We start from the raw sequence: 21,019 nt of genomic DNA, 5'->3' as shown, positions 1-21,019 counted from the left end.
GGAGCCCGCCATGGACGACGAGCGCCTGCTCGCGGCCGTGCTCGACCGGGACGGCGCCGTCCCGACGGCGGCCCTGCCCGAGCGTCACGACGAGACCGCGCAGCTGTTCGGGCTGCTCGTGGCCGCCGTGGTGGTCACCGTGCACGGCGACTCCGCGGCCACCGCGGACGCCGTCGGCTCGGTGCTCGGCCGGTGGCGCTCCGCCGACGAACTCGCGGCGGCCGACCCCGCGGACCTCGCGACGAGCCTCGGCGCGTCCGTCGAGGGCGGGGAGGGGGCCGCGGTGGACGACGCCGCGTCCGACCTCGTCGGGGCCCTGCACGACCTCGCGACGGCGCTCGGGGACCTCGACCTCCCGCGTCTGCGCGCCGACGCGGACGGCGACCCCGACGCGCTCGCGGCGCGGCTGGCGACGCTGCCCGGGCTCGACGACGCGGCCGCGGAGGCGTTCGTCCGCGAGGTGGCGGTGCGGTGGCCCGAGCTGCAGCCCTACGTCGGGGACACCGCCCTGCGGGCGGCCCGCGAGCTGGGCGTCGCCGACGACACCGCCGGGCTGGCCGCCCGCGCCGGCGGGCCCGACGAGGTGCGCCGCCTCGGCGGTGCGCTCGCCCGGCTCGCCCGGGACGGGGCCTACGCCGAGATCCGGGAGCGCGCGGCGACCTGATCGGCGCGGTCGAGCGCGTCAGCGAGCGCGAGGTGGGCCGGACCCGTCGTCAGGAGCTCGAGGTGGTCGCCGTCGACCACCACCTCCCGGGCGTGCGGGACGCGGTTGGCCGGCCCGGGAACCGTGCGGTCCCCGACGCCGACGATGCTGGTGAAGGGGACGTCGACGGCCCAGTCCGCGGCGAGCGCGGCCCGGTAGTCCCGGCAGCACGCGCCGAGCAGGCACGCGACGGTGGCGAGCCCGGGGACGCCCAGGGTGCCGCCGAGGGTCACCACCGCGCCGAGCCCGAGGGCGACCGGGGCGAGGCCGTACATGACCAGCGGTGAGCCCAGGGTCGTCAGGGAGGCGACGGCGCGCGGGGCGTGCGTGGCCGCCACCCGGGCGAACTGGCCGCCCCGGCTGTGCCCGACCAGGTGGACCGGTCGCCCGGCCACCTCGGCGCATGCCTCGACGCGGTCGGCCAACGTCGTCGCGGCGCGGCCCGCGCACCCGACGCCCATCCCCTCGGTCACCACGCTGACGTGGTGACCGCGCTCGGCGAGCATCCGCGCCGTCGGCGCCATCACCGGCATCGTCGCGGCGACCCCGCCCACGAGCACGACGGGTGCCCCCGGCTCGGCGGCCGGCGGGACGGCCGCCACCGCACCGGTCTCCAGGCGGCCCATGACGAGGCAGCCCGCCCACTCCATCCCGGTCCGCACCGTGCGGTGCGTCCACTCCTGCACGCTCGTCATCGACCTCACCGGATCCGTCGGGGATCGGCTGACGGGCTCAACCGGGATGCGTGGTGGTACCCGCGGCGCTCCGGGCGCGGCGCGTGGGGCGTCGGACGTTTGCTGCGGCGAGAGGCCCGTCCACCCGCAGCGATGACTGCTGCACGCCCGAAGCCCGGCGCCCTCGTCCTCGGCGCCAGCCGCGGCCTCGGCCTGCTGGTGGCCGGCGAGCTGGGGCGTGCCGGGTACGACCTGGCGATCGCCGCCCGCTCGGCCGACGACCTCGGGGCCGCCCGGTCCGAGCTCGAGGCCACCGGGGCCCGCGTGACGACCCACCCGGCCGACCTCGCGGAACGCGACGCGGCCGAGGGCTGCGTGGACGCGGCCGAGGCGGCCCTGGGCGGGCTCGACGTCGTGGTGGCGTGCGCCGGGGTGATCGGGGTGGGGCCGCTCGAGGCGCTGTCGGCCGGCGAGGTCGTCGGGCTGCACGACGCGGTGTTCCGCCCCGTCGCGTACCCGGTGCTGCGGGCGGCCGAGGCGATGCGGCGCCGCGGCTCCGGGCGGATCGGCATCGTCAGCTCGGTGGGCGGTGCCGTCCCGGTGCCGCACCTGCTGCCCTACACGGCAGGCAAGTTCGCGGTGCGCGGGTTCTCCGAGGCCCTGCGGACCGAGCTCGCCCCGCACGGGATCACGGTCACGACGGTGCTGCCCGGGCTGCTGCGCACCGGCTCGCCCCGGCACGCCCTCGTGGCCGGGCAGCGCGAGGCGGAGTACCGCTGGTTCGCCGCGCTCGACAGCCTCCCGGTGATCTCGACCTCCGCTCCGCACGCGGCGCGGACGATCGTGTCGGCGACCCTGTCCGGCCGCGCCGAGCGGTTCCTCACCCCGGCGGCCATGATCGGCGCGCGGCTGCACGGGGTGGCGCCGGGGCTGACGACCCGACTGTCCGGGCTGCTCGCCCGCGTGCTGCCGGGCGCCGGTGACGACGGGGGCGTGCCGCGCCCCGGGTGGACGCTGCCCGAGCAGCCGTCGTGGTTCCGGACGTTGACCACGCTGACCCGGCGGGCCGAGTCGCGCCACCAGCCGGCGGATCGCTGACGGGGTCTCCGCCTCCGCGCCTGGTTGACCGAAGGGCACCGTCGGTCGAATAGACGGGCCGTGGGCGCCCCTCGCCAACCGGCCCCGTCGTGAGCGAAGGGCCCCTTCGGTCGAGTAGGCCGACCGGAGGGGCCCTTCGGTCATCGACCGGGTCAGCGGCGGAACAGGTCCCGCACCTTGTCGACGAGCCCCGCACCGGGCGCGGCCGCCGCGAGCGCGGCACCCTCGCGCGGGGCGTGCGGGTGCGGGTGGGTGGGCGCCGTGCGGGCCGTCTTCGCCGCGCGCTCGCCCGCCTCGCGCAGCTCCTCGGCGGGGCACGCGCGGGCCAACGCCGGGAACACGTGGCTCTCGAGCTCGCCGGCGTGCTGCGTGACCAGCGCGTCCACGATCTTGAGGTGGATCCAGAAGTCGCCCTTCATCGGGAGCCGCTCGAGCTGCTGCAGCTGGTCATCGAGCTTCTGCTGACCGGCGTCGATGCGGTCGGCCGCGGCGTCCCCGTCGGGCACGTACCGCCGCACCAGCGGCAGCAGGTGGACGCGCTCGGCCACCGAGTGCCGGACGAGGTCGGTGATCAGCTCGCGGGCGGTATCGACCGCGTCGCCCGCGCCCGACCCGGTCCAGCGCTGCAGGGCGAGGACCAGCCCGGCGGCGTCCCGGTGCTCCCGGGTCAGCCGCAGCAGGAGGTCCTCCCCGTCGGACTCGGGTGCGGGCCGGTTCATGCTCTGGTCGGCGGTGCTGGGCTGCACGGCGGCCTCCCTGTCGTCGCGGGGCGGGCGGCTGCAGGGTCAACCGTCGGTCGCGTACCCGGCGCCCGGGTGGTGGCAACCGGGGTCGCCGCGGGGCCGCAAGATCTACACGCCCGGAGCGAAGTGGTCGCTGAGCGAGCACATCGCTCCGGCGGAACGAGATCTTGGGCAGGCCCGACGGTGGCTGGTGCGGATTGGTGGCTGTCGGCGCGGCAGGCGCGTGCCCGGCGGTGGTCGGCGGCGGTCTGCCGGCGCGCGAGGCCCGGCCGGGCGGCAAGATCTACACGCGCGGAGCGAAGTGATCGCTGAGCGAGCACATCGCTCCGCGGAACGAGATCTTGGGCGGGTCCGACGGTGGCTGGCGCGGGTTGGTGGCTGTCGGCACGGCAGACGCGCGCCCGACGGTGGTCGGCACCGTCATCGGCGGCGGGCTGCCGGCGCGGGCGGCCCGGCCGGACGGCAAGATCCACACGCGCGGAGCGAAGTGGTCGCTGAGCGAGCACATCGCTCCGCGGAACGAGATCTTGGGCGGGTCCCGACGGTGACCCGCGCAGAATTGTGGCCTCGACTCAGTGCACGACCCCGGGACCGGGCCGACCGTGCACGGCCCGGTGGCCCGCACGGATCAGCGCCGCGTAGGCGAGGCCGAGTCGGCCACCCCGGGCGTGGGCGGCCCGGGCGGCCGCGGCGCCCGGTCCGCCGTGGACCGCACCGCCGGGGTGGGCCGACGCGCCGGCGAGGAAGAGCCGGTCGACGACGGTGTCGGGGCGCCCGAGCCCCGGCGTCGGGCGGAACACGAGCTGCTGGTGCGGGGAGGCCGTACCGGCCATGAGGGCGCCGCGGATCAGACCCGGGTTCTGGCGCTGCAGCTCATCGGGACCGGACACGGCGCGGCCCACCACCAGGTCGGCGAACCCGGGCGCATGCCGCTCGAGCACGGCCTCCATCCGCGCGACGTGGGCGTCGACCTCCGCCGGGCCGCGCAGCGCGTCGTGCGGGACGCGGGTGTAGCCCCACAGCGACTCGGTGCCGGCGGGGGAGCGGGTCGGGTCGGCCGTGGTGAGCTGGCCGAGGATCAGGTACGGCGCCGTCGGCACGCGACCGGCCGCGAGGTCGCCGCCGAGGTCGACCAGGCCCGTGGTGTCCGCCCCGACGTGCACCGTCCCCGCCCCGTGCGCGCCGGCCGCGGTCCACGGCACCGGCCCGGACAGCGCCCAGTCGACCTTGAGCACCGCGTGGTCCCACTGGAACCGGTCGAGGTCGGCCCGCAGGCGCGCCGGCAGGTGCTCGCTCCCCACCAGGTCGCGGTAGAGCACCGGCGCGGGCACGTCGGCCAGCACCGCGCGGTCGGCCCGGACCGTGCCACCCGCCGCGTCGACCACGCCGACGGCGGCGCCCCGCGCGACGAGCACGTCGACGACCGGCCGCGCGGTGTCGACCCGCCCGCCCCGCGCCTCGAGCCGGGCCACGAGCGCGTCCGCCAACGCCTGCGAACCACCGACCGGGACGGGGAAGCCGACGTCCTGCGCGAGCATCGAGAGCAGCCAGCCGAACGCGGTGCTGGCCGAGCCGGTGGGCGGCACGTCCGCGTGCATCGCGTTGCCCGACACCAGCACCCGCGCGCCCTCGCCGCGGAACTCCTCGACGCCGAACCGCAGCGCGGGCAGCAGCAGCCGGCGCACCAGACGCAGCAGCTCCGGCGACCCGACGTCGCGCAGCAACCGGGCCGCCCCGCGTACCGGCGGGAACGGGGCGAGCAGGGCCCCGAGCAGCGGGTCCCGCAGCTCCTGCCACTGTTCGGCCAACCGGCGCCAGGCGTCGCCGTCCCCGGCGGCGAACGCGTCGAGGGACGCCGCGGTCTCCTCGACGTCGCGCGAGATCACGGCGGCGCGGTCGTCGGGCAGGACGTGGGCGAGCGGCTGCGGGGCGTGGCTCCAGCGCAGCCCGTGCTCCTCGAGGCCCAACCCGCGCAGCACGGGCGACGCCGCGCCGAGCGGGTGGAAGGCGCTGCCGAGGTCGGTCGACCACCCGGGCGCGGCCAGCTCGGCGCTGCGGGTCGAGCCGCCCGGGGTGTCGGCCGCCTCGAGGACGAGCACCCGCCAGCCGGCGTCGGCCAGGACGTTGGCCGCGACGAGCCCGTTGTGCCCCGCGCCGACGACGACCGCGTCGACCCGTTCCGTGTCGCCCGACGGCCGGACCGAGGTCACCGGACCCGTCACCGCCCGGTCAGGTCGAACGCGAGGTCGAACGGGCTGAGCGAGGCCGGGAGCGACGCCGGGTCGAGCGCCACCGCGGTGCGGGCCACGACCTCGTGCCGCGCGAGCACCGCGGCGATCCACGTGCTCGTCATGAGCAGGACGAGGTCCTGCCCGGGGCACGACGCCGGGCCCTCGCTGAACGGGACGAGCGGGCGGTGGTCGTGCGCGGTCTCGTCGAGCGACCCGCCGTCGGGCGAGAGCCAGTTCTCCGGTGCGAACCGGTGCGCGGTGGGCTCACGGGACTCGTCGCGGTGGAGGAACGTCGCGACGACGAGCAGCCCGGCGCCCGCCGGGACGGAGCCGGTGGCCCAGGTGGTGGCCTCCGTGGTGTCGCGCAGGATCAGCGGGGTCGTCGGCCAGAGCCGGGCCGACTCCAGCACGGCGGCCCGGACCTGCGGCAGCAGCGGCGCCGTGTGGTCGGCGACCTCGGCCATCTGGCGCCGGGCCCGCTCCCGCGCGTCCGGGTCGATCGCGAGCAGCGCCAGCGCCCGGTGGGCGACCATCAGCGCCGGGTCGGCGGCGAAGAGCCACTGCGGGATCTGGTCCAGCACGTCGGTCCCGCCGTCCGGGTCGGCGTCGCGCAGCCGGGCGGCGAGGCTCCCGGGGCCGGCCCGGTCGACGTGGACCGCGAGCCGGTCGCGCAGCGCGGCCCGTGTCCGGCGGTCGCGCGGGGCGAGGAACGACCAGTTCGCCCGGGCCCGCAGCCGGTCCATCAGCGTGTGGACGTGCACGTCGTCGCGCGCCTGCTCGCCGAGCACGACGCGGCGCACGGCGCGCCGCCACGCGCGGTGCGCGGCGTCCCAGGTGAGGTCGTCGGCGTCGGTGAGCAGCCCGTCCACCTCGGCGCGCACGGCGGCGACGATCGCCTCGGCGTCGCCGTGCACGGGGTGACCGGTGTCGAGGGCGTGCTCGTTGACCCGTCGTCGGGACGTCCGGTCGGCGCCGCGGGAGACGAGGACGCCGTGCGGCTGGAACTGGCCGAGCGCCGCGCGCTTCTCGGCGTTGGCGGGGGTGAACGGGTCGGGCGTCCCGCCCAGGACGCGGTGCACGTCCTCGGCGTCGAGCACGAGTGCGAGCTCGCGGCCGGGGACGCGCAGCCGCAGCGGCCCGCGTCCGTAGCGACGACGCAGCCGCGCCGTCTCCGCGACCACGCCGGCGTCGAGCTGCCACCGCTGCGCGAGGCGCACGACGGCGGGTCGGCGGGCGATGACGCCCTGCGCGACGTTCGGCCCCAGCACCCGCGCGAGGACGCGCACGGTGTCGGTCACGGTCGCCCGCGGCACGGAGTCGGTGCCGCGGACGAGCGGGCGGCCGGTGACCGGGCCGCCCGTCGGCGAACTCATCGGGTCGCGGGCTCGGCGCCGGAGAGCCGGGCGAGGAACTCGTGGCAGCGGTGCGCCCGCTGCGAGTCCGCCTCCATCACCTCGCGGAAGAAGTCGGCCACGTCGCTCAGGCCGGCGTTGTCGGCGTCGCGGACGTACTGGCCGTAGTCGTGTCCGGCCTTGAGGGCGTGGTACTGCACCGACACGAGGTCGAAGGTGACGTCGTCGAATCCGGTCTCGCCAGTGGCCATGGTGGTCCTCCCGGGACGTGCGGTGTCGGGCCGGGCTGGGGGAGGTCAACCGGCGGGCCCACGTGACGCGCGGATGACCGGCGCCGTCGCGGGCCGAAACGACGGATCGTCGCCGACCACGCGGTCGAGGTAGTCGTCGATCACCGCGCGCATCGCGGGGGAGGGCGCGAGGTCGAGCTCGGAGTGCAGCAGGCGGCGGTAGGAGTCGTACTGGCGCAGCGCCTCCACCACGTTGCCCTCCTCGAGGTGCACCTCGATGACCTCGCGGTGCGCGGTCTCGCGCAGCGGGTCGCACGCGACGGCGACCAGCCCGAGACGCAGGGCGTCGGCGAAGCGACGGGACCGGCGGTGGCCGGCGCACAGGTCCTCGAGGGCGTGCAGGCGCAGCTGCCGGAAGCGTTCCCGCTCGACCTCCACCCACCCGTCGTCCCACCCGGGCAGCAGCTCGCCCGCGAGCAGGCGCTGCTCGACGTCGGGGGAGGGGCCGGCCTCGACGTCCCAGAGGTCGACCCGCACGTGCCCGGCGACCGCGACGTAGCCGTCGGAGGCCTCGACGAGGGGCTGCTCGGCGAGGCGGCGCAGCCGCCAGAGGGTCGAGCGCAGGTTGCCCGCGGCGCGCTCGTCGGGCTGGTCGCCCCACAGCGCACCGGTGAGCTCCTCGCGGCGCACCGGCCGGCGGGCGAGGGACAGGAACGCCATGAGGCGCTCGGCCCGGGGTGCGAGCAGCAGCGGCCGCTCGCCCTCGCGGCAGGTGAAACGGCCGATGACGGTCAACTGCACGGCGGACATCCGCGCCTCCACCTCGCCTCGGGACGTGTCGGCTCGGGAGGTGAACCATCCGCGGGAGAGGTGACCACCCCGGCGACGCGGGCAAACACGGTGCGGTGACGCGGCGGTGCACGCCGCGCGCCACGGACGCGACACGACGGACGGGGAGCGTGCGGGCGTCGCCGGGAGCACCCGGCCCCGGCGCGACCCACGTCAGGAGAGCGCGTGTTCTACCACTACAAGGGTCTGCAGTTCGAGGCGTCGCCCGAGCGTCCCGACCCGGCCTTCGCCATGAAGCTCCAGGAGCTCATCGGCGGGCACTGGGGTGAGATGACGGTGGCGATGCAGTACCTGTTCCAGGGCTGGAACTGCCGCATCCCCGGCAAGTACAAGGACCTGCTGCTCGACATCGGCACCGAGGAGCTCGCGCACGTCGAGATGCTCTCGACGATGGTCGCGAAGCTGCTCGAGGGCGCTCCCGCGGAGGCCACCGCCCGCGCCTGCGAGGACGATCCCATGCTCGCGGCGATCGTCGGCGGCATGAACCCGCAGCACTCGATCGTCTCGGGCGGCGGTCCGGTGCTCGCCGACTCGGCGGGGACGCCGTGGAGCGGCAAGTGGATCGTCGCCAGCGGCAACCTGCTCGCCGACTTCCGGGTCAACGCCGCCGCCGAGGGCCAGAGCAAGCTCCAGGCCGCGCGCGTGTTCAACATGACCGACGACCCCGGCGTGAAGGAGATGCTGCGCTTCAACCTCGCCCGGGACACCGCGCACCAGAACATCTGGCTCGCCGCCATCGAGGAGCTCAAGGACGAGGGCCTCGAGTACGACCCGATCCCCGCCGGCATCCTCGAGGAGGAGAACAAGGAGCACGACCACACGCTGTGGAACCTCTCCGCCGGTGGTGACTCCGCGCAGGGTCGCTGGGCCACCGGGCAGCGCCCGGACGGGCGGGGCACCTTCGAGTACCTCGACAGCCCGGAGCCGCTGGCCCCGGAGCCCACGCCGCCGACGGCCGACCCGTACCTCTACGCCACCGTGCCCGGCGGGCCGAACGGCTCGTAGCGCCGTTCCCGACGCCGGGTCGTGTCCGGCTCGGGTGGCCGCGTGCCGCCCGGGCCACGGGCGTGGGTCGGTGCGGCCACGACTCCGGCTCCTCCGCCGGAGAGTGGTGGGCCGGTCCGGCCGACACGGTGTCGGCCGGCGGGGGTGGGCGGACGCTCCGCCCACCCGGCGGCGGGGGCGGTGACGCAGGAGGTGCCCGCCCCGCCCGGGCGCGCGGTTCGAGGGCAGTGGGCGTCGCACCCCGACCGACGGGAATGCCCGACGACCTGGTCGCCCGACCCGGCGTTGATCCGGACCGGTCGAGGACGCGACGGACGGTGCGTCGACGGCGGGACCGTCGTCGGCCGGGCCCGGGTGCTGCCCGGCCTCCGGCGCGCGGACGGGGGCGCGCCAGAGGTCCGGCCTCGACGGCGGCGGGCTCCTCGAACCAGAGTTCGTCGTCCGGCTCATCGTCGTCCGGCTCGTCGCTGCCGGTCTCGTCGAGGTGCGGCCGCAGGACCTCGTCGCAGTGCTCGCGCAGTTCCTGCGCGACGCGTGCCGGGTCGGTGGCCGCGGCGATGGAGGTCAGGAACTCCTCGGCCTCCGCGAGGGCGGCGTCGCCGTACCCGTCGGCGGCCAGTGCAGCCAGCTGGTCGAGCACGGCGCGCACGCCGGGCCCGCCGATCGCGCCCGCCGCCACGGCGCGCGCGAGCAGCGGCAACCCCGAGTCGGCCAGGGTCGCGGCGAACTCGGTGCGGGGGTCGGAGGCCAGGTCCTGCGGCATGATTCGAACACTAGTACGAGGGTCCGACAATCACGGGTGCTCGCGATCGTCGTGCTCCACGAGCTCGTCGAAGCCCTCGTCGAGCCGCGGCTCCTCCCACCGCGCCGACGCCGCGTACACCCCGACGAGCGGTACCGGTTCGGCGCGAGCCGCGTTCCGCGACAGCGAGAGCGGCAGGTCCGGACGCCACCAGTGCCCGACCACCCGCGCCCCGGCTGCCCGCGCCGCCGCGATCACCCCCGCGCGCTCCGCCGCCGACGGTTGGGTGTTGTCGACGCACACGTCCCGGCCGGCTTCCAGCGCCGCCGTGAGCTCCCGCAGCAGCCGCGCCTCGCGCCGCCGCGCCGACCGCGGCATCGCGTCCTTCGACACGAGCACGTGCGTCGCCACGAGGGCCGACCGGTAGAACGTCGTCTTCCCGCACGCCTGCAGCCCGATCAGCAGCACCACCTCCGCCACGTCGAGGAGTGGACCACGTCCGGCGGGGCGCAGGACCGGCGCAGTGGCAGGCGATGGTCGACGTCGACCTGCCGGCGTGCTCGCCGTCACGCACGCCGCCCTCCCGCACCTCGTCGAGGGGGCGGAGGGGTCGCGCGGCGTCGCCGAACGTCGTCACGGTCAGCTCGACCGCCGGCCGTGTCGTGAGCGGTCCCGGCGGCAACGTCCACGCCGCGTGGTGGCCCGGCCGCCGCGCGTCGCGGTCGACGAGATCCTGCTGCGCCCGATCGAACGGACGCGTCGACGCCGACCGGGCGGGGGACCCGTCCCCATGACAGGACGACTGGACGGCACGACCGCGGTGGTCACCGGCGCGTCGAGCGGGATCGGGAACGCCACCGCGCGGGCCCTCGCCGCCGAGGGCGCCACGGTGGCCCTCTTCGCGCGCCGGCGCGACAGGCTCGAGGACCTCGCCGCGGAGCTCGGTGACCACGCGGAGGTCCACGAGGTCGACGTCACCGACGCCGACGCCGTGCGGGACGCGATCGAGGCGGTCGCGCGGGATCGGGGCGGCATCGGCGTCCTGGTCAACAACGCCGGCTACGGGACGATGGACCCGGCCCTGGAGGCCGACCTCGGCGAGTGGCGCACGATGGTCGACGTCAATCTCAACGGCGTCCTCGCCACCACCCACGCCGCCGTCTCCCACCTGACGCGGGCGGCACGGGGCGGGCGCGGTGTCGCCGACGTCGTCACCGTCAGCTCGGTCGCCGGCCGGAAGGTCAACGGCCCCGGCAGCAACGTGTACGCGGCGACCAAGCACGCCGTGAACGCGTTCTCCGAGGCCCTGCGCCAGGAACTGGCGCCGCAGCACGTGCGCGTGGGGCTCGTCGAGCCCGGGCTGGTGGACACCGAGCTGACGAACACCGGGAGGGACAACGCCCCGGACGCCTCGTCGGCGAGCGAGCTGGGCGTGCTGGAGGCGCAGGACATCGCCGACGCGATCGTCTACGTCGTCACCCGCCCGCCGCGCACGGCGGTCAACGAGGTGCTCGTGCGCCCGATCGAGCAGACCGGCTGAACCGGCCGCACCGGCCGTCGGGAAGGGTCTTCCCGACGGCGGGTCCGGGCGTCAGTCGGGCGCGACCATCAGGTAGTCCGAGGGCATGTCGCGGCCGTCGGCGAACGCGTCGAGCATCTCGCGCACGCCCTCGGCGATCCGCTCCTGCGCCTCGCGGGTCATGCCCGAGTAGTGGATGGTCATGGCCTCGTTCGGCATCGAGCGCCACGGGTGGTCGGCGGGGGCGGGCTGCGGGTACCAGGTGTCGCCCGCGTAGCCCGCGAGGTGGCCCGACTCCAGGGCCTCGACCAGCGCGTCGGTGTCCACGATGGCGCCGCGGGCGGTGTTCACCAGCCACGACCCCTGCTTCATCGCCCGGATCCGTTCCGGGCCGAACAGTGCCTGGCTGCCCTCCATCAGCGGCAGGGCGAGGCAGATGACGTCGGACTGCGCGACGAGCGTGTCCAGCCGCGCGTAGCGGACCCCGAGCGTCTCCTCCTCGGCGGGGGAGCGGCGGTGGTTGGCGTAGTAGAGCGTCGTGACGTCGAAGCCCTTGAGGCGCAGCGCGGTCCGGGCGCCGATCGCCCCGAGCCCGACGATGCCCACGGTCTTGCCCTCGAGGTCGTGGGCCGGTGCGGAGACCGCCGCGACGTCCCAGCCCCCGTCACGGGCCTCCGCGTGCGCGGGGACGAAGTTCCGCACGAGCGCGAGGATCTGCAGGACGTTGTGCTCGGCGACGCTGACGACGTTGGAGCCGGTCACCTCGGCGACGGTGATGCCGTGCTGCTTCGCGGTCTCGGGGTCGGTGTGGTCCGACCCCACGCCCGCGGTGATGACCAGGCGGAGGTTCGAGGCCTTCCCCATCCGGTCGGCGTCGAGGTAGACCGGCCAGAACGGGGTGGTGACGAGGACGTCGGCGTCGGCCAGCTGCTGGTCGAGCTCGTCGCCGGTGTCGCTGGTGGTGACCAGGGTGTGGCCCGCGTCCTCCAGGTGGGACCGCAGCCCCAGGGCGTTGTCGGCGCTCGCCGGGACCCCGCCCTCGGCGGGCTCCCGGTCGGAGGCGGGGTAGGACACGTAGACGACCTTCATGGCCTCGGCTACCCGACGGTCGTCCGGGCGGACACGGACGACGGGCCCGACGGACGGGCGGGGCCGGACGGGCGCATCACGTTTGTGCGCGGCCCGTCGGCGCGCATCCCGCTCGTCGAGAACACCCAACTCCCGGGAGGACGACCTCATGGCATCGGAAGGCGCCGAGACGCAGTTGGCCTCGGCCACCGCCCGTCGGTTCGTGGACGCGCTGCGCGCGGTCGAGCAGGACGGGGACGCCGAGGAGATGGCGGGGCTGGCCGGCGAGGACACCCGCTGGACGAGTTCCGGGGCGGCCCACAGTTCCACCGGTCCGGACGGCGCGCGGCAGTTCTGGGACGCCTACCGCCGGGCGTACGCGGACATCACCAGCCACTTCACCACGGTGACCGAGACCGGGGACCGCGCCGTCCTCGAGTGGGTCAGCACCGGTCACCACCACGACGGGCAGCCGGTGCGCTACGTCGGGGCGACCATGATCGACCTGGACGGCGACACCGTCCGCGAGGTGCGCCTGTACTTCGACACCACCGCCGCCCGGGCCGTGGCCACCGGTGGCTCCGGCGACGCGGAGGCCGGCGAGGGCATGCTCGACGAGTCCACGGCCGCCTCCGGGGAGAACTCGGGCCTCGCGAGCTGACCCGTCCGCGACGGACGGCCCTCTCGCGCATCCGATCGCGCGAGAGGGCCGGGTCAGCCCGCCTCCAGCTCGCCCAGTCGCGTCGCGAAGCCCCCGGCCGCCCGGGCGATCCGACGGCCGCTGGTGAGCACCGGGCTCCGTCGTGACCGGTGCACCAGGCCGCCCGCGTCGAGCGCGGCGACGAGCGAGACGTCCTCGCCCACGGCCAGCCCGCGGAACCCGCCGCACCGCTCGTAGGCCTCGCGGCGCACCCCCAGGTTGGCGCCGTGCACGTGCGGGTGCGGGTCGGCGGCGGCGTCGTAGACGGTCCGGAACCACTCGCGCGTCGACCGGCCGTGGCCGTCCCAGTCGTCGACGTACACCGCGCCCACCCGCGCGTCGGCCCCGCGACCGTACGCCGCGAGCTGGGCGAGCAGCCAGTCCGGGGGGACCCGGGAGTCGGCGTCGGTGGTGGCGATCCAGTCCGGCACCGCGCCCGGACCGTCGAGCAGGGCGCGGAACCCGGCGTCGCGGGCCACCCCGACGTTGCGGGCCGCGACCGCGATCGTCTCCGCCCCGTGCTCGCGCGCGATCTCGCGGCTGGCGTCCCGGCACGAGTCGAGCACGACGACCACGCGGACGGACGCGCTCCCGTGCACCCACCGCGCCGCCCGGTCCAGGGCCTCGAGGCAGCCCCCGAGCAACGCCTCCTCGTCGTGGACCGGCACCACGACCCCGAGCACGGTCACCGCAGGCCCACGCGCTGCGCCACCGACCGCACCGCGGGCGGGGTGCGGGCGAACACGTCGAGCCGGAAGTCGTCCTCCCGGTGCTCGGCGATGCGCGCCAGCCCGGGCAGGGCGGCGAGCTCGTCGTGCACCCGGTGACCGTCGACGGGGTACTCCGGCGCCGGACGGACCCAGTGCACGGCCAGCAGCGTCCCGCCCGGCTCGAGCGCGTCGAGGACGCCGGCCCAGAACGCGTCCCGGTCGGTGCGCCCGAAGTAGTACGCGAGCTCGGAGACGACGACGAGGTCGAAGCGGCCCGGCGGGAACGCGGCGCTCCGGTCGACGGACACGTGGTCGAAGCCCGCCAGGCGGCTGCGCGCCCGCGCGACGGCCGTCGCGCTCACGTCGGTGCACACCAGCTCGGCGCACCGCGGGGCGAGCTGCACCGACAGCGCCCCGCCGGCGCAGCCCGGCTCGGCGGCGCGGCGGTACTCCGGGTCGGGCAGGGCGGCGAGCACCACGGCGCGCTTGCGGTCCTCGTACCAGGACGACTCGAGGCCCCAGGGGTCGGCCTCGGCGGCCCACAGGTCGTCGAAGTGCTCGCGGGGCAGGCTGGTCTCCACGGGCGTCACCTCCACAGCACCTCGTCGTGGCGCACCAGGCGCTCCAGGACCGGCGGCGGCAGGATCGCCGCGTCGGCGGGGTGGTCGGACAGCGGCTCGACCTGGGTGCGGAAGCACGCGACGGCCGCCCGCTTCGCCTCGCGGGCCGCCTCGTCGGGACCGACGACGACCGCGCCCGGCCGCAGGTCCCCGGCCGCCGCCCAGTGCCACCACCACACGGCGTAGCCCAGGACCGGCACGCCGACCTCGGCCGCCACGTCCGCCACCGCGTCGTGGTCGGGGTGCCCGTCGCCGGGGACCGGTGCCAGCAGCGTGTCGCCGGGCACGACGACGTCCGCCAGGGCGGCCGCGAGCTCGCGCCGCCGGGGAGCCACCCCGCCGTCGGGCAGGCCGATCCGGACGACGGGTGCGTCCGCCAGTCCGAGCCGGCGCAGGGCGGCCGTGCGTTCGTCGACGCGCCGCCCGACGAGGTCGGCGGGGGAGAGCGTGGGGCTGCCGGGGTGGCTGGCCTCCCCGTCGGTCACCGCGACCACCGTGACGGGCGTGCCGGTCCGGGCCCACGCCGCGAGCGTGGCGCCGGCGCCGAGCGTCTCGTCGTCGGGATGGGGGGCGAGGACCACCACGCGGCCCGGGGGGCGGACGGCTTCGGGCGTCGCCCGGGGCAGGGCGGCGAGCACCCCGGAGGCCTGCCAGTCGGCCTCGGTGGTGCCGGTGCCGGTGAGGTCGCGCCGCGTCACAGGGACACCGCCGGGGCCGTCGCGGCGAGTCCGCCGAGGGTCGCGAGGTCGCGCTCGGCGTGGCTCTGCCGGACGTAGACCTCGAGGTCGGCGACGTGGCGGGCGTGCCGGGCGTCGCGGGCGAGCGGGGTGGGGCCGGTGGCCCGGCCGGTGCTGCGCAGGGTGGTCTCGACGGCGTGCTCCGCCGTCGCCCGGACGACCAGCGCCCGGCGTCGGGCGGTGTCGGTGTCCTCGAGGCCCGCGTCGGCGGCCGCCGCGGCCTCCCGCAGGACGGCGGCCGCGGCGCCCAGGGCCGCGTCGACCGCGCCGAGGTGGGCGGCGTCGTGCGCGTCGCCGCGCCCGGTGCGGATGCGCTCGCGCAGCGGCGTGGCCGCACCGACCGCGCCGCCGAACCAGACGGCCGCGACCCCGGCGGCGGCGTGCCAGAACCCGGGTCGGTCGAGGTAGTCGCCCGGCCCGCCGACCGGGCGGGCGGGCGTGGCGTGGAAGCGGACGGTCGTCGTGCCGGCCCCGGCCATGCCGAGGCCACGCCACGGGTCCTCCCCGGGGACGACCGTCGGGTGGTCGAGCCGGACGGCGAAGAGCCGGTCCTCGGCGGCGACGAGGGCGTCGGTGCACCGGTCGCTGCCGGAACTCCAGGGGGACGCCCCGTGCAGGGTCCAGCCGTCGGGGCCGTCCTCGGCGGTGACGACCGCGTCGCGCGTGCGGGCCGCCCAGACCCCCCAGAGCGACCCGGGGGCGGGCGGGTCCCCGCCGAGCTGCCGGAGGATGCCGCCCGCGTCGGCGTGCGCCTCGGCGAGCCGGGCGGTGACCAGGTCCCGCGCGCCGACCCCGGCGAGCACCCGCCAGAGTCCCGCCGTGTCCGGCGCCGCGGCGAGATCGTCGAGCACCGCGGACAGGTCGGCGGAGACGGTGTGGACCTCGAGCACGGCGGACGGGTGGGCGATCACCCGAGGTGCGTAAACGCCCGTGCGCACGTCCCGGGGCCGCGGCCCCGGGACGTGCGCAGGAGGTTCCGCCGCCTAAGGCTTGAGCACGACCTTGATCGCCCCGTCCTGCTTCTTCTGGAAGATCGAGTACCCGTGCGCGGCCTCGTCGAGGGGCAGCGCGTGGGTCTCCAGGTCGTGCACGCCGAGCGGGTCGTCGTCGGTGAGCAGCGGCAGGATGTCCGGCACCCACTGCTTGACGTGCGCCTGCCCCATCGCGAGCCGGATGCCCTTGTCGAACATCCGCAGCATCGGCAGCGGGTCGGCCATGCCGCCGTACACCCCGGAGAGCGACACCGTCCCGGCGCGGCGCACCGCGTCGATGCAGCCGACGAGGGCCGCGGTCCGGTCGACGCCGGCCACCGACATCAGCGGCCCGGAGATCGCGTCCGGCAGCTTCGAGGCGACCTTCTGCACGGCCTGCGGGATCGGCGAGCCGTGGGCCTCCATGCCGACCGCGTCGATCGCCGAGTCGGTCCCGCGCCCGTCCGTCCGGTCCCGGATGGCCGCGGTGACGTCGGTGTCGTTGCCGTTGATCGTCTCGATCCCGTGGCGCTGCGCCATCGCGAGCCGCTCGGGCACCGAGTCGACGGCGATCGGCCGGAAGCCCTGGTGCTTGGCGATCCGCGCGGCCATCTGTCCGATCGGCCCGAGCCCGAACACCGCGACGCTACCGCCCTTCGGCACGTCGGCGAAGGCGACGGCCTGCCAGGCGGTCGGCAGGACGTCCGAGAGGTAGAGGAAGCGCTCGTCCGGCGGGCCCTCCGGCACGACGATCGGGCCGAACTGGGCCTGCGGCACGCGGAGGTACTCGGCCTGTCCGCCGGGCACCTGCCCGTACAGCTTGGTGTAGCCGAAGAGCGACGCCCCGCACCCCTGGTCGCGGTTCTGCGTCGTCTCGCACTGCGCGTAGAGCCCCCGCGAGCACATCCAGCAGTGGCCGCAGGAGATGTTGAACGGGATGACGACGCGGTCGCCGACCTTCAGGTCGCCGGTCTCCGAGCCGACCTCCTCGACGACGCCCATCGGCTCGTGGCCGAGGATGTCGCCCTTGTCCAGGAACGGGCCGAGCACCTCGTAGAGGTGCAGGTCGGAGCCACAGATCGCGGTACTGGTCATCCGGACGATCGCGTCGGTGGGCTGCTGGATCGTCGGGTCCGGGACCTGCTGCACGCGCACGTCCTGCGGGCCCTGCCAGGTGACTGCCTTCATGCCCGTCGGCTCCCCGATCGCGCCGCGACCGAAAACGGTCGGCTACAGCGGGATGCTGTCGCCGCGCCCCACCAGGTCGACGCGGTCCGCCCAACCGCGTCGCTCGACCTCGGCGACGAAGTCGGAGAGCGGCGACCGGAAGACGGTGTAGTCGTCGTAGTGCACCGGGGTGGCCCGGCGCGGCGCGACGATCTCCAGCGCGTCGGCGCCCTGCCGGCCGTCCATCGTCACCACGATCCCGCCCGGCAGCGTGGTCCCGCCGAGGTGGAGCACGGCGCGGTCCACCTCGCCGACCTGCTCGCGGATCGCGTGGAGCCCGTCGAACACCAGCGTGTCGCCCGAGAGGTACGTCGTCTGCACGAGCCGGCCCCCGGGCGCGCGGAACTCCAGCAGGCTCCCCATCACCGGCGGCAGCAGCCGCTGCACGGGCCCGGGCGCGTGCCGGCCCGGCAACGCGGTGACGGTGCACGTCGCGCCGTCCGGTCCGGCGAGGACGTGCGACTCCCAGGTCGCCAGCCCGATCGCCCGCGGGAAGCCGTGCCGGGTCTGCAGCCGTCGCGACGCGTGCCGGGTGGTGACGATCGGCGTGCTGCGCGGCAGCCGGCGGCGCGTCTCGCGGTCCCAGTGGTCGCCGTGCAGGTGGGAGAGCACCACGGCGTCGACCGGCGCGAGCTGCTCCGGCGTCCACGCCGGCTCGGTCAGCCGCTTCGAGGTGAGGCCGTGGCCGAGCCAGGCCCGCTGCCCGCGGTGCAGGAAGTTCGGGTCGGTGAGCACGCGCATGCCCGCGCACTCGAGCAGCACGGTCGCCGTCCCGACGAAGGAGAGCGTCCCCGGTCCGGGGGTCCGGGCCTCGGTCATCACAGCACCGCCTGTCGTGGGAAGGGGGTGGCTGCGTGGTCAACCGGGCGGAGCAGAGTAGCCGTCGGACCGGGTCCGCCACACGTTCACCGCGCCGGGGACGACGGGTAGACGGCCGCCATGCCGGAGACCGTCGGATTCGTCGTCGTCGCCAACCGCCTGCCCGTGGACCTCGTGACCGACGACGACGGCGGGCAGCACTGGCAGGCCTCCCCGGGCGGGCTGGTGAGCGCGCTCGCCCCGGCGCTCGCCGGGCAGCGGGCGGCCTGGGTCGGGTGGCCCGGGGTGCCGGACGCCGCGCCGGAGCCGTTCGCCGACGACACCGTCGGGGAGGACGTGACGCTGCACGCCGTCCCGCTGGACGCCGACGAGATCGCCGCGCACTACGAGGGGGCCGCGAACGCGACGTTGTGGCCGCTCTACCACGACCTCGTCGTCGCCCCCGTGTACGACCGCGACCGGTGGGAGACCCACCGGGCGGTCAACCGGCGCTTCGCGGAGGCGGCGGCGGAGGTGGCCGCGCCGGGCGCGACGGTGTGGGTGCAGGACTACCAGCTCCAGCTCGTGCCGCGGATGCTGCGCGAGCTGCGGCCGGACCTGTGCATCGGGTTCTTCCTGCACATCCCGTTCCCGCCGGTCGAGCTGTTCCTGCAGCTGCCGTGGCGCCGCGAGGTGGTCGAGGGCCTGCTGGGCGCCGACCTCGTCGGGTTCCACACCCCGGGCGGGGCGGCGAACTTCCGGTGGCTCGCGCAGCGGCTGTGCGCGGCCGAGGTCGACGACGCCCCGATCGGGCTGCGCCGCGCGGACGGGGAGATCCGCCTCGACGGGCGGACCACGCGGGTCGGGGCGTTCCCGATCTCCATCGACAGCGCCGCCTTCGCCCGCCGTGGCGCCGACCCCGCGACCGCCGAGCGCGCCCGGGCCCTGCGCGCCGAGCTCGGCGACCCGGCGACGGTGCTGCTCGGGGTCGACCGCCTCGACTACACCAAGGGCATCGAGGTGCGGCTCGACGCGTACGGCGAGCTCCTCGACGGCGGGCGTCTGGACCCGGCCACGACCGTGCTGGTGCAGGTCGCGACACCCAGCCGCGAGCGGGTGGACGCCTACCGCCGGACCCGGGAGCGGGTCGAGCGCACGGTCGGACGGATCAACGGCGACCACGCGGGCATCGGCCGGCCCGCGATCCACTACGTGCACCGCTCGCTGCCGCCCGACGAGCTGGCGGCGCTCTACCTCGCCGCCGACGTCGCGCTGGTGACCCCGCTGCGCGACGGCATGAACCTCGTCGCGAAGGAGTTCGTCGCCACCCGGACCGACGACTCCGGCGACCTCGTCCTCTCCGAGTTCACCGGCGCCGCCGAGGAGCTGACCGCGGCGCGCCTGGTCAACCCGCACGACCTCGACGGCGTGGCCGCCGCCATCGCCGACGCGGTCGCCGGGCTCGGCTCGGAGGATTCCCGACGACGGGTCGCGGAGCTCGCCGCGCAGGTCGCCGAGCACGACGTGGCGCGCTGGTCGGAGGCGTTCCTCACGGCGCTGGGGCGTCCGCCGGCATGACGCCGAGGCGTGCCAGCAGGTGCAGGCACGCGGCGGCCACGTCGTTCCCGGCGGTCTCGGCGACCACCCGGTCCCAGTCGATCTGCTCGCGCACGGCGCGCGCGGCGGGCAGGACGGTGCCGAGGTCGCAGCGCTGCTCGGTGAGCGCGCAGAGCTTCCCGACCAGCACGTCGGTGATGTCGCTGACCGGCATCCGCACGGACAGGACCTCGCGCTCGACGGCGCGGGCGAGCTGCTCGGGGCCGATGTCGTGCCCGGACCACCGGTGCAGCACGTCGACCACGGCGCCCTCGAACGGCACCTTGACCAGCCAGTCCTCGGGCGGTTCCTCGGCGACGAGGCCGGCCGCGGCGACGGCGACGGCGGCGAGCGCGGCGTCGCGGTCGGCGGCGGCGACGATCAGGTCGACGTCGTGCTCCGGCTCCGGGGCGCCGTGCACCCATGCGGCGTAGCCGCCCGCCAGGGCGAACGGCACCGCGCCCCGGCGCAGGGCCGCGGCGACCCGCTTGAGCGCCTCGCGCCGGGCCGTCCTCGCGTCCATGCCGGTCGGTACCCGACCCCCCGGGCCGCGGAACCGGGGTTGACCCGGGCCGCCGGTCTCTGGTGCCGTGGGACCGCATCCGGCTCACGCCCCGACGCCGACCCGACCCGTCGTCCGGGAGGTCCCATGGCGTCCGAGGAGCAGGCCCGCCCCGTCCGCCCGCGTCGCGACGTGATCGCCCCGCCGCCCGAGGACTGGCGGGAGGCCATCTGCGGTCGGTCCGCTCCGGCCGGCCCGCCCGTCGACGCCCGGACCTGGAACGAGACCGTCCGACGCCGGACGGAGCGGCCCCGAGTCGATCGACCGTGTGCGTCCGAGCGGACGTCGGGTATCCGCGGGCACGGCCGCGACGGGCCCGGGCCCGTCGCCCCCGGAGGTCTCCGCGGTTGACCAACCCCAGCCGTGGGGGCCGCCCCACCCACCCCTAGCGCGGGAACAGGCTCCGGACGTGGTCGAGCGCGAGGAACGCGTCCTCGACCGCGCCCGCGGCGACGTGCGCACTGGCCGTGCGCAGGATCGCGGCGGCGTGGCCGTCGGTGCCGTCCTCGCCGGACTCGGCGGCCGCCCGTGCGTGCGACAGCGCGGCCAGCAGGGTCCGGTCCTCGCCGACGTGGTCGGGATGACCGGTCGTCAGCAGGTGGACGGCGGTCTCGCTCGCGTGGACGATCGCGCGGCGCGCCGGGCCGGAGCCGGGCGCGCGGGGCACGGTGACGTGGTCGGTCGACCTGGGTGACTCCTGTCGTCGGGTCTCGCAGTCCGACGGCTGGGTGGCGTCAACCGACACCGGGTGCTACCCGGACGTGCGCCCGCTCACACGGACGGAGGCGTGTGCCGCCGCCGCGCGGACGGGCACACCGCCCGCCGGACCCCGTCGGGTCCCGCCCGTGGAGTCGACGCGGGCCCGTCCTCCGGCCCAGCGTCCT

The 21,019-nt window shown here is 76.3% G+C and carries 22 protein-coding genes; 6 read left to right on the top strand and 16 right to left on the bottom strand.

The features are described 5' to 3' along the window. Positions 1–10 precede the first annotated feature (10 nt). Positions 11–664: a hypothetical protein gene (locus tag LN037_RS07265; RefSeq protein WP_230751268.1), complete on the top strand. Its 654-nt coding sequence runs from the start codon at positions 11–13 to the stop codon at positions 662–664. On the opposite strand, the gene LN037_RS07260 is transcribed toward LN037_RS07265, so the two are convergent. Beyond that, positions 631–1,398, bottom strand: a complete 768-nt coding sequence (locus LN037_RS07260; RefSeq protein ID WP_230751266.1) for an esterase/lipase family protein — start codon at positions 1,396–1,398, stop codon at positions 631–633. The genes LN037_RS07265 and LN037_RS07260 overlap by 34 nt on opposite strands. A 132-nt stretch (positions 1,399–1,530) precedes the next feature. On the opposite strand from LN037_RS07260, the gene LN037_RS07255 reads away from it, so the two are divergent. Next, on the top strand, positions 1,531–2,475 hold the full coding sequence (locus tag LN037_RS07255; RefSeq protein WP_230751265.1) for an SDR family NAD(P)-dependent oxidoreductase: 945 nt from the start codon (positions 1,531–1,533) through the stop codon (positions 2,473–2,475). 152 nt (positions 2,476–2,627) lie between these two features. Here the strand turns inward: LN037_RS07255 and LN037_RS07250 are convergent, their stop codons facing one another. The 5 genes from LN037_RS07250 to LN037_RS07230 all read right to left on the bottom strand — a co-directional run bounded on the left by LN037_RS07250 (position 2,628) and on the right by LN037_RS07230 (position 7,841). Next, positions 2,628–3,221, bottom strand: a complete 594-nt coding sequence (locus LN037_RS07250; RefSeq protein WP_230751263.1) for a hemerythrin domain-containing protein — start codon at positions 3,219–3,221, stop codon at positions 2,628–2,630. Between the two features lie 569 nt (positions 3,222–3,790). Continuing rightward, entirely contained in the window at positions 3,791–5,428 is a 1,638-nt protein-coding gene (locus LN037_RS07245) for a phytoene desaturase family protein (RefSeq protein ID WP_230751261.1), read from the bottom strand. 8 nt (positions 5,429–5,436) lie between these two features. After that, complete coding sequence (locus LN037_RS07240) at positions 5,437–6,822, bottom strand: cytochrome P450 (RefSeq protein WP_230751259.1); 1,386 nt, start codon at positions 6,820–6,822, stop codon at positions 5,437–5,439. Then, positions 6,819–7,052, bottom strand: a complete 234-nt coding sequence (locus LN037_RS07235) for an acyl carrier protein (protein ID WP_230751258.1) — start codon at positions 7,050–7,052, stop codon at positions 6,819–6,821. Before LN037_RS07235 ends, LN037_RS07240 begins: the two co-directional genes overlap by 4 nt. Before the next feature lie 45 nt (positions 7,053–7,097). Next, entirely contained in the window at positions 7,098–7,841 is a 744-nt protein-coding gene (locus tag LN037_RS07230; protein WP_230751256.1) for an AfsR/SARP family transcriptional regulator, read from the bottom strand. 204 nt (positions 7,842–8,045) lie between these two features. Here LN037_RS07230 and LN037_RS07225 point away from each other — a divergent pair, with 204 nt between their 5' ends. Next, positions 8,046–8,885: a manganese catalase gene (locus tag LN037_RS07225; protein ID WP_230751254.1), complete on the top strand. Its 840-nt coding sequence runs from the start codon at positions 8,046–8,048 to the stop codon at positions 8,883–8,885. Between the two features lie 793 nt (positions 8,886–9,678). Here the strand turns inward: LN037_RS07225 and LN037_RS07220 are convergent. Beyond that, entirely contained in the window at positions 9,679–10,107 is a 429-nt protein-coding gene (locus LN037_RS07220) for an AAA family ATPase (protein WP_230751252.1), read from the bottom strand. 310 nt (positions 10,108–10,417) lie between these two features. Here LN037_RS07220 and LN037_RS07215 point away from each other — a divergent pair, with 310 nt between their 5' ends. Further along, on the top strand, positions 10,418–11,167 hold the full coding sequence (locus tag LN037_RS07215) for an SDR family oxidoreductase (protein ID WP_230751250.1): 750 nt from the start codon (positions 10,418–10,420) through the stop codon (positions 11,165–11,167). Positions 11,168–11,218: 51 nt separating this feature from the next. On the opposite strand, the gene LN037_RS07210 is transcribed toward LN037_RS07215, so the two are convergent. Continuing rightward, positions 11,219–12,235 carry an NAD-dependent formate dehydrogenase gene (locus LN037_RS07210; protein WP_230751248.1) on the bottom strand — a complete coding sequence of 339 codons (1,017 nt, stop codon included), beginning with the start codon at positions 12,233–12,235 and terminating at the stop codon, positions 11,219–11,221. A 148-nt stretch (positions 12,236–12,383) separates the two neighbouring features. On the opposite strand from LN037_RS07210, the gene LN037_RS07205 reads away from it, so the two are divergent. Beyond that, positions 12,384–12,875 (top strand): nuclear transport factor 2 family protein, encoded by a 492-nt coding sequence (locus tag LN037_RS07205; protein WP_230751247.1) that lies wholly within the window; start codon positions 12,384–12,386, stop codon positions 12,873–12,875. Between the two features lie 53 nt (positions 12,876–12,928). Here LN037_RS07205 and LN037_RS07200 read toward each other — a convergent pair whose 3' ends face one another. The 6 genes from LN037_RS07200 to LN037_RS07175 form a co-directional block, all read right to left on the bottom strand. Then, positions 12,929–13,603, bottom strand: coding sequence for a glycosyltransferase family 2 protein (locus tag LN037_RS07200; RefSeq protein ID WP_230751245.1), 675 nt, complete (start codon positions 13,601–13,603; stop codon positions 12,929–12,931). Further along, the gene (locus LN037_RS33440) at positions 13,600–14,205 is read right to left on the bottom strand and encodes a class I SAM-dependent DNA methyltransferase (RefSeq protein ID WP_230751243.1); all 606 of its coding nucleotides are present in this window, start codon (positions 14,203–14,205) and stop codon (positions 13,600–13,602) included. Before LN037_RS33440 ends, LN037_RS07200 begins: the two co-directional genes overlap by 4 nt. 5 nt (positions 14,206–14,210) lie before the next feature. Then, the gene (locus LN037_RS07190) at positions 14,211–14,942 is read right to left on the bottom strand and encodes a PIG-L deacetylase family protein (protein ID WP_230751241.1); all 732 of its coding nucleotides are present in this window, start codon (positions 14,940–14,942) and stop codon (positions 14,211–14,213) included. After that, complete coding sequence (locus tag LN037_RS07185) at positions 14,939–15,892, bottom strand: acyl-CoA dehydrogenase family protein (RefSeq protein ID WP_230751238.1); 954 nt, start codon at positions 15,890–15,892, stop codon at positions 14,939–14,941. Before LN037_RS07185 ends, LN037_RS07190 begins: the two co-directional genes overlap by 4 nt. 72 nt (positions 15,893–15,964) lie before the next feature. Next, positions 15,965–17,140, bottom strand: a complete 1,176-nt coding sequence (locus tag LN037_RS07180; RefSeq protein ID WP_230751236.1) for a zinc-dependent alcohol dehydrogenase — start codon at positions 17,138–17,140, stop codon at positions 15,965–15,967. A 42-nt stretch (positions 17,141–17,182) separates the two neighbouring features. Further along, positions 17,183–17,998: an MBL fold metallo-hydrolase gene (locus LN037_RS07175; protein ID WP_230751234.1), complete on the bottom strand. Its 816-nt coding sequence runs from the start codon at positions 17,996–17,998 to the stop codon at positions 17,183–17,185. A 120-nt stretch (positions 17,999–18,118) separates the two neighbouring features. Between LN037_RS07175 and LN037_RS07170 the strand changes: the two genes are divergently transcribed. Beyond that, positions 18,119–19,555, top strand: a complete 1,437-nt coding sequence (locus LN037_RS07170; protein ID WP_230751232.1) for an alpha,alpha-trehalose-phosphate synthase (UDP-forming) — start codon at positions 18,119–18,121, stop codon at positions 19,553–19,555. On the opposite strand, the gene LN037_RS07165 is transcribed toward LN037_RS07170, so the two are convergent. After that, positions 19,527–20,096 (bottom strand): hypothetical protein, encoded by a 570-nt coding sequence (locus LN037_RS07165; RefSeq protein WP_230751230.1) that lies wholly within the window; start codon positions 20,094–20,096, stop codon positions 19,527–19,529. The two genes, LN037_RS07170 and LN037_RS07165, sit on opposite strands and share 29 nt — an antisense overlap. 424 nt (positions 20,097–20,520) lie before the next feature. Further along, complete coding sequence (locus tag LN037_RS07160) at positions 20,521–20,802, bottom strand: hypothetical protein (protein WP_230751229.1); 282 nt, start codon at positions 20,800–20,802, stop codon at positions 20,521–20,523. Positions 20,803–21,019 lie beyond the last annotated feature (217 nt).

Origin of the sequence: Actinomycetospora soli (assembly GCF_021026295.1) — a bacterium.
Lineage (GTDB): Bacteria > Actinomycetota > Actinomycetes > Mycobacteriales > Pseudonocardiaceae > Actinomycetospora > Actinomycetospora soli.
Note: the sequence above shows the minus strand (reverse complement) of the source record. Positions and strands in the feature narration are given on the sequence as shown.

Bases quoted from the DNA above. Each gene is read 5' to 3' on its own strand.
- LN037_RS07265 (WP_230751268.1), top strand. From the start codon at position 11: ATGGACGACGAGCGCCTGCTCGCGGCCGTGCTCGACCGGGACGGCGCC.
- LN037_RS07260 (WP_230751266.1), bottom strand. From the start codon at position 1,398: ATGACGAGCGTGCAGGAGTGGACGCACCGCACGGTGCGGACCGGGATG.
- LN037_RS07255 (WP_230751265.1), top strand. From the start codon at position 1,531: ATGACTGCTGCACGCCCGAAGCCCGGCGCCCTCGTCCTCGGCGCCAGC.
- LN037_RS07240 (WP_230751259.1), bottom strand. From the start codon at position 6,822: ATGAGTTCGCCGACGGGCGGCCCGGTCACCGGCCGCCCGCTCGTCCGC.
- LN037_RS07235 (WP_230751258.1), bottom strand. From the start codon at position 7,052: ATGGCCACTGGCGAGACCGGATTCGACGACGTCACCTTCGACCTCGTG.
- LN037_RS07230 (WP_230751256.1), bottom strand. From the start codon at position 7,841: ATGTCCGCCGTGCAGTTGACCGTCATCGGCCGTTTCACCTGCCGCGAG.
- LN037_RS07215 (WP_230751250.1), top strand. From the start codon at position 10,418: ATGACAGGACGACTGGACGGCACGACCGCGGTGGTCACCGGCGCGTCG.
- LN037_RS07210 (WP_230751248.1), bottom strand. From the start codon at position 12,235: ATGAAGGTCGTCTACGTGTCCTACCCCGCCTCCGACCGGGAGCCCGCC.
- LN037_RS07205 (WP_230751247.1), top strand. From the start codon at position 12,384: ATGGCATCGGAAGGCGCCGAGACGCAGTTGGCCTCGGCCACCGCCCGT.
- LN037_RS07180 (WP_230751236.1), bottom strand. From the start codon at position 17,140: ATGAAGGCAGTCACCTGGCAGGGCCCGCAGGACGTGCGCGTGCAGCAG.
- LN037_RS07175 (WP_230751234.1), bottom strand. From the start codon at position 17,998: ATGACCGAGGCCCGGACCCCCGGACCGGGGACGCTCTCCTTCGTCGGG.
- LN037_RS07170 (WP_230751232.1), top strand. From the start codon at position 18,119: ATGCCGGAGACCGTCGGATTCGTCGTCGTCGCCAACCGCCTGCCCGTG.
- LN037_RS07165 (WP_230751230.1), bottom strand. From the start codon at position 20,096: ATGGACGCGAGGACGGCCCGGCGCGAGGCGCTCAAGCGGGTCGCCGCG.